At 59.7% G+C, this 6,000-nt stretch carries 8 protein-coding genes and 1 pseudogene; 6 read left to right on the top strand and 3 right to left on the bottom strand.

The features are described 5' to 3' along the window. The 3 genes and pseudogenes from NL64_RS30510 to NL64_RS24575 all read left to right on the top strand — a co-directional run. The coding region (locus NL64_RS30510; RefSeq protein ID WP_216594582.1) for a hypothetical protein at positions 1-217 on the top strand (217 nt) is incomplete at its 5' end. A gap of 19 nt (positions 218-236) precedes the next feature. Next, positions 237-373 (top strand): annotated as a pseudogene (locus NL64_RS31230) (DUF6124 family protein); the annotation flags it as partial. Between the two features lie 194 nt (positions 374-567). Further along, positions 568-1,497, top strand: coding sequence for a LysR substrate-binding domain-containing protein (locus tag NL64_RS24575; protein ID WP_034150669.1), 930 nt, complete (start codon positions 568-570; stop codon positions 1,495-1,497). On the opposite strand, the gene NL64_RS24570 is transcribed toward NL64_RS24575, so the two are convergent. Together NL64_RS24570 and NL64_RS30215 are read right to left on the bottom strand one after the other, a co-directional pair. Then, positions 1,409-2,002, bottom strand: a complete 594-nt coding sequence (locus NL64_RS24570; protein ID WP_034150668.1) for a DinB family protein — start codon at positions 2,000-2,002, stop codon at positions 1,409-1,411. The two genes, NL64_RS24575 and NL64_RS24570, sit on opposite strands and share 89 nt — an antisense overlap. A gap of 101 nt (positions 2,003-2,103) precedes the next feature. After that, positions 2,104-2,244, bottom strand: coding sequence for a hypothetical protein (locus NL64_RS30215; protein WP_155292785.1), 141 nt, complete (start codon positions 2,242-2,244; stop codon positions 2,104-2,106). Positions 2,245-2,462: 218 nt separating this feature from the next. On the opposite strand from NL64_RS30215, the gene NL64_RS24565 reads away from it, so the two are divergent. Both NL64_RS24565 and NL64_RS24560 read left to right on the top strand, forming a co-directional pair. Continuing rightward, positions 2,463-3,476, top strand: coding sequence for a GlxA family transcriptional regulator (locus NL64_RS24565; protein WP_052321299.1), 1,014 nt, complete (start codon positions 2,463-2,465; stop codon positions 3,474-3,476). A gap of 100 nt (positions 3,477-3,576) precedes the next feature. Continuing rightward, entirely contained in the window at positions 3,577-3,876 is a 300-nt protein-coding gene (locus tag NL64_RS24560; protein ID WP_034150667.1) for a DUF2388 domain-containing protein, read from the top strand. A gap of 153 nt (positions 3,877-4,029) precedes the next feature. Here the strand turns inward: NL64_RS24560 and NL64_RS24555 are convergent, their stop codons facing one another. Then, positions 4,030-4,821 carry an SDR family NAD(P)-dependent oxidoreductase gene (locus tag NL64_RS24555; RefSeq protein ID WP_034150666.1) on the bottom strand — a complete coding sequence of 264 codons (792 nt, stop codon included), beginning with the start codon at positions 4,819-4,821 and terminating at the stop codon, positions 4,030-4,032. Positions 4,822-4,946: 125 nt separating this feature from the next. Between NL64_RS24555 and NL64_RS24550 the strand changes: the two genes are divergently transcribed. After that, the gene (locus NL64_RS24550; protein ID WP_034150665.1) at positions 4,947-5,900 is read left to right on the top strand and encodes a GlxA family transcriptional regulator; all 954 of its coding nucleotides are present in this window, start codon (positions 4,947-4,949) and stop codon (positions 5,898-5,900) included. Positions 5,901-6,000 lie beyond the last annotated feature (100 nt).

Below are 6,000 nucleotides of genomic sequence, written 5' to 3'. Positions count from 1 at the left end.
GGGTCGCGAAGCGGCCCCAAACCCTGAAACCTCGGCGAATCAGGCACACCGCATACATAGAGTTTGCGACTGCTGCGCAGCCGAGCGGGAGCAAGCTCCCTCGCCACAGGGTTTGGTGCTTTACTTGAAACACCCCGAACCCAGCGAGTACGCCGTCATGAACCGCAATGACCTGCGCCGCGTGGACATCAATCTGTTAGTGACTTTCGACACCTGATTGTCGAAAAGAAACTAACTACAACGTCATGGCCACGAATCTGACGGATCGTAAAGACAGGCAAGTCGCAACACCCTGCCAGGCATCGCCCAAGTCATCATGCTCGGCGAACTGGCGGTGAACCGGGCGCTGGATCGAATCGACCCACCTGCATAAACACAACCCCCTGTGGCGAGGGAGCTTGCTCCCGCTGGGTCGCGAAGCGGCCCTAAACCCTGCCACCGCAGTCATTCAGGCACACCGCATACATAGAGTTTGCGACTGCTGCGCAGCCGAGCGGGAGCAAGCTCCCTCGCCACGGGGTTTGGTGCTTTACTTGAAACACCCCGAACCCCAGCGAGCACCCCACCATGAACCGCAACGACCTGCGCCGCGTGGACATGAATCTGTTGGTGATTTTCGAAACCCTGATGTTCGAAAAAAACCTGACCCGCGCCGGAGAGAAACTGTTCCTCGGCCAGCCCGCCGTCAGTGCGGCACTCGCCCGGTTACGCGATTTGTTCGATGACCCGCTGCTGGTGCGCAATGGCCGTGTGCTGGAGCCGACCCCGCGGGCGCTGGTGATTCTCAAGGAGTTGCAGCCGGCGATGGACACGATTTCCGGGGCGGTGAGCCGGGCCAAGGATTTCGACCCTTCCACCAGCCGCGATGTGTTTCGCATCGGCCTGTCCGATGACGCCGAGTTCGGTCTGTTTCCGCCCTTGCTCAAGCAGATCCGCGAAGAGGCGCAGAACGTTGTGGTGGTGGTGCGGCGGGTCAATTACTTGTTGATGTCGTCGATGCTGGCCAGCGGGGAGATTTCCGTCGGGATCAGTTACACCACGGATCTGCCGGCCAACGCCAAGCGCAAGAAGCTGCGTGATCTGAGCGTCAAGGTTCTGCGCGGCGATGATCGCCCCGGACCGCTGACCCTGGATGAATTTTGTGACCGACCTCATGCGCTGGTGTCATTTTCCGGGGATTTGAGCGGCGCCATCGACAACGACCTGGCGCGCATCGGCCGTTCACGTCGGGTGGTGCTGGCAGTGCCGCAGTTTGCGGGATTGCGCGCCTTGCTCGCGGGCACTGACATGCTGGCTTCAGTACCGGATTACGCGGCGTGCGCGTTGATCGAAGGCAGCAGCCAGTTGCGCGCTGATGACCCGCCGTTCGACATCGTGCTGTCAGAACTGTCGATGGTCTGGAACGGCGTCAACGATAACGATCCGGCAGAACGTTGGTTGCGCTCGAAAATTGCGGAGCACATGTCGGCTCCACTGCCGGGGCATTCAACGAGTTGAAACCCGGATCGGTTTCTCGCAGGTAAATCGGCAAGTCCGTCATCGGTGGCATGGCCGGGATTTCGAAGTACATCTGGATCACCCAGCCACGGTGATAGCTGGCGTGGTTGACCACGTGCATCAGCATCGCGCCGGCACTCATGGTGCCGCTTTCACCGGAGATAAACGTGAACCGCACGGGCTTGTCCAGCGAGGCATCGGTCTGCCGTGCGCTCCAGTCGCAGTACCAGTGATCAACGTTCTGTTGCGCCTGGCGCAGTGCCGGCAGTTCCGGATGGACCAAGTCATGGGAGGTTTTGAAGCTGTGCCCTCGGCCTTCGAGGTGAGCCTGCCAGAGGCAGTCCACCACATACATGTGGTTAAGCGTGCCGATCATGTTCTTGAAAATCCCGGCGCGTTCCTTGTAGACCTCGGCCGTTGGCAGTTGCGCCAGATTGTCGAAGAGGCGCTGGTTGGCCCATTGTTTGTAGTCGGCAAGCATTCGGGCAGTGCGTACGTTGATCATCAGACTTCTCCGATGGCGATGAGCGCATCTTCCAAGGATAGCGCTATCCGCGCAAAGCCGCGCGGACGCTGATTATCGGTATCAAACCAACCTGTAGAACGTTATTCCAGCTGCCACGTGACGTGCCCGGCCAGCACCAGGCAACTGATCAGGCCCGGCGATTCAATGCGCCGGACGTTAGTGGCACGCATCGTCTCGGACGCGGCTGTCAGCGGAATACTTTCGGCACTCGGATTGTTCATGTAGGGGCGCTCTTATTGTTGTGGATACAAGCGCCCCGATGCCTGTCAGTCATGGCATTAACACCGCCTCCCTGCAGGAGCTGCCGAAGGGGTTGGCTGGGTTGAAATTTTCCCGGCCAAGTGACATAAAACCCTGAAATCCGGGCAACTGACCGGCAGCGATAACGTTTATACCGTTTGCGAATTAACATTATTCCAACTCGCCAATGCAGATGCCCATGAACGATATCGCCTTCGTCCCCTACGAGTCTCCGTCCGAACAGCCGCGTTTAATCGTATTCCTGGCGTATCCCGAGATGGGACTGCTGGATTTGACCGGTGCACAAACCGTGTTCTGGGCTGCCTCGCGCTACTTGGACAGCAGCAACCTGCCAGGTTACAAGCTGCAAACAGCCAGCCTGGACGGCGGCCTGATTCAAACCGCCGAAGGCCTGGCAGTCGATACCGTGTCGCTACGCGACTTCGCCGCACAAACGATCGACACGCTCATCGTTCCCGGTGCCCCGGTCATCATCATGGCAATGAACAACTCTTTGGACCTGGTCGATTGGCTCAAGGAGGCATCGACCAAAGTCCGGCGCACCGCCTCGGTGTGCAGCGGCACCTTCCTGCTGGCCCAGGCCGGTTTGCTCGATGGCCGGCGCGCCGCTACCCATTGGGCAATGTGCGGCATGCTCAAGGATCGCTACCCGGCGATTGAAGTGGACAACGACGCCATCTTCGTCAAACAGGATTCGGTCTGGACCTCAGCGGGGGTCAGCGCCGGCATCGACCTGGCGCTGGCGTTGGTCGAAGAAGATGGTGGGCGGGAGTTGGCGTTGCTGGTGGCGCGGGAAATGGTGGTGTTCCTCAAGCGCCCCGGAGGCCAGGCCCAGTACAGCCAATTGCTGCAATCGCAGACTGACGAGGGTGCCGCCTTCGACGACTTGCACCTGTGGATCACGCAGAACCTGGACGGCGCCAACCTCACGGTGGAGACGCTTGCCCAACAGGTGCAAATGAGCCCGCGCAACTTTGCCCGGGTCTACAAGCTCAAGACCGGCCGCACCCCGGCCAAGGCCGTGGAAGTGCTGCGCGTGGAGGCTGCCCGGCGCTTGCTGGAAGACTCAGAGCGCAATATCGATCAAATTTCCCGATTGTGTGGCTTTGGTGACGAAGAGCGCATGCGCCTGACGTTTCAACGCAACCTGGGGGTTTCGCCAAGGGATTATCGCAACCGGTTTTCGCGCTGAATAACCGGCCAAAGCATCGACACGGGAACTCCTGACGACCGTCGTGCATCCTAAAGGTGAGGTACTTCCTTTTTGCTTCACGTCTTCAGAGGACACCGTCATGCGCCGTCTGATTATCATTTCTTCCCTTTTGCTGTGCTTACCCGTGGGCTCCGCGATGGCCGATGTGGACGCGAAAGATGTCGCCACCTCGGCAGGGGTTTCCGCCTCGCTGTACTCGACGTTCAAGGATGACAAATTGATGATTCCCGCCCGGGATGACGCCTCCAGCTTCGTAGCCAGTGATGGCGCAATTCGCGGGGTTTATCTGGAACAGGTTCTGCAACGGATCCGTCAGGAACATCCAGACCTCAACAGCGCCAGCGACGAAGAACTGGCTCGCGCGATCCTTGTTCAGTAAGGCGCTTCGGCAGGTGAATAACAGCAACCAATAGGTGCCTTGAGCGAATTGGCTGGGAGATCAAAAGATCGCAGCCTCGCTTCGCTCGACAGCGCCTACAGGGTTAATGCCTTTGTAGGAGCTGTCGAGTGAAACGAGGCTGCGATCTTTTATTTAACGGTAGCGCGCCGCTGCCGTGGAGCTGCCAAACAACCCGGACAGCACCTGTCGCTGCGCTTCATAGCGATCCCATTGCTCACCCTCGTGCAATCCAGGAATGGTCACCACTTCCCCTATCTCAAGCCCCACCAGGGCTGCATCGACCATGTCTTCTGCCGACATCACGATCTCCTGCGGCAGGTTCTCCACCGGATTGCCGGCTTCGCTCCAGAAATCAGTGGCAGTCGCGCCCGGCAAAACGGCCTGGATGCGAACGCCTTTGTCCGCCAGTTCGCGATGCATTGATTGGCTCAGGCCAAGGACAAACGCCTTGGTCCCGCCGTATACGCCGTTGAGGATTTCCGGGGCGATGGCGACGATTGAGGAAATGTTGATCACGGTCCCGGCTCCCCGCGCGACGAAGCCCGGCGCTACTGCGTAAGCCAGGCGTGTCAGTGCGGTGATGTTGAGGGTGATCATGTCTTCCATGTCATCCACGGGGCTGCCGAGTAACGGCATGACCGCGCCGACCCCGGCGTTGTTGACCAACAGGGTGATGCTCGCGTCGGTACGCAAAATCTGTTCGACCCGCAGCAAGTCGGCCTTGTCTTGCAAATCCGCAGCGACCACTTCCACAGCACGGCCAATCTGGTCGCTCAGGCGATTGGCCAACGTGTTGAGTTTTGCCTGACTGCGAGCAACCAGGATCAGGTCGTAGCCCTGCCGGGCGAGACGGTCGGCATACACCGCGCCGATGCCCGACGAAGCACCGGTGATCAACGCTGTACCTTTGGAGGAGAGAGCCATGTTCAATTTCCTTCACGATGAGGCGAATCAGTCGCCGGGTGTGACTATTTATAAATTGACTCTCCTGCGTCTCAAATGACGTTTAATGTACGTTTTTAGGACATTACCGTTCTGAGGGCCTGGCAATGATTTCTGTGGCGTTTGTGGTGTTCGAGGGTTTCCAGTCCATGGCGCTGGCGGCCATGCCGGTGTTCGAGTACGCCAACTTCAGCGCTGGCGAAGCGCTGTATGACGTGCGCGTCATTTCCGAAGACGGCCGCACCTTGCGCGCTTCGGGTGGCCTGAGTGTCGGCACTGAAGCGTTCGATGAGCGAGTGTTCGACACGGTGATCGTGGTTGGCGGCGACGCCATCCTCGAACAGGCGCCGGAGGGCGTACTAGACTATTTGCGCGCCAGCGCCCAAACCGCGCGGCGCACGGCGTCGATTTGCTCCGGAGCCTTTGTCATGGCACAGGCCGGATTACTCGAGGGTCGGCGGGCGACCACCCACTGGGCTTATGCGCGGCAACTGCAAGAGCGCTTTCCGTCGATCAAGGTGGAAGCCGACCGCATCTATGTGATCGACGGTTCGATCTGGACCTCCGCCGGCATGACCGCCGGTATTGACCTGGCGCTGGCCATGGTCGAAAAGGATCACGGCGCCGAACTCGCACGTTCGGTGGCGCAGAAACTGGTGATGTACCACCGCCGTGCGGGCGGTCAGTCACAACACTCGGCGCTGCTGGAGCTGGAGCCGAAATCCGACCGTATTCAAACCGTGCTTGGCTATGCCCGGGAACACCTCGCCGAGACGTTATCGGTGGAACAACTGGCAGACGTGGCGCGCCTCAGCCCGCGCCAGTTCAGTCGGGCATTTCGTGCCGAAACCGGTCAATCACCCGCCAAAGCCATCGAAAACCTGCGTCTGGAGGCGGCACGGCAGATGCTCGAACGCGGGCGCCTGACGCTCGACCAGATCGCCCAGGAAACCGGGTTCAGCGACCCGCGCCGCATGCGCGAAGCTTTTCTTCGAGCGTTCGGGCAACCGCCTCAAGTGATTCGGCGGAATGCAAGATCCGAGGTCACGCAGCCAATGTAGGAGCCAGCTTGCTGGCGATCCCAGTCGCCGCGGTGAATCAGTTACACCGTGGCGCCTGGATCGCCAGCAAGCCGGCTCCTACAATGAAAGGGGGTATCAA

The sequence above is a fragment of the Pseudomonas fluorescens genome (genome assembly GCF_000802965.1).
In the GTDB taxonomy this organism is placed as follows: Bacteria; Pseudomonadota; Gammaproteobacteria; order Pseudomonadales; family Pseudomonadaceae; genus Aquipseudomonas; species Aquipseudomonas fluorescens_A.
This window is presented reverse-complemented; position numbering and strand designations above follow the sequence as displayed.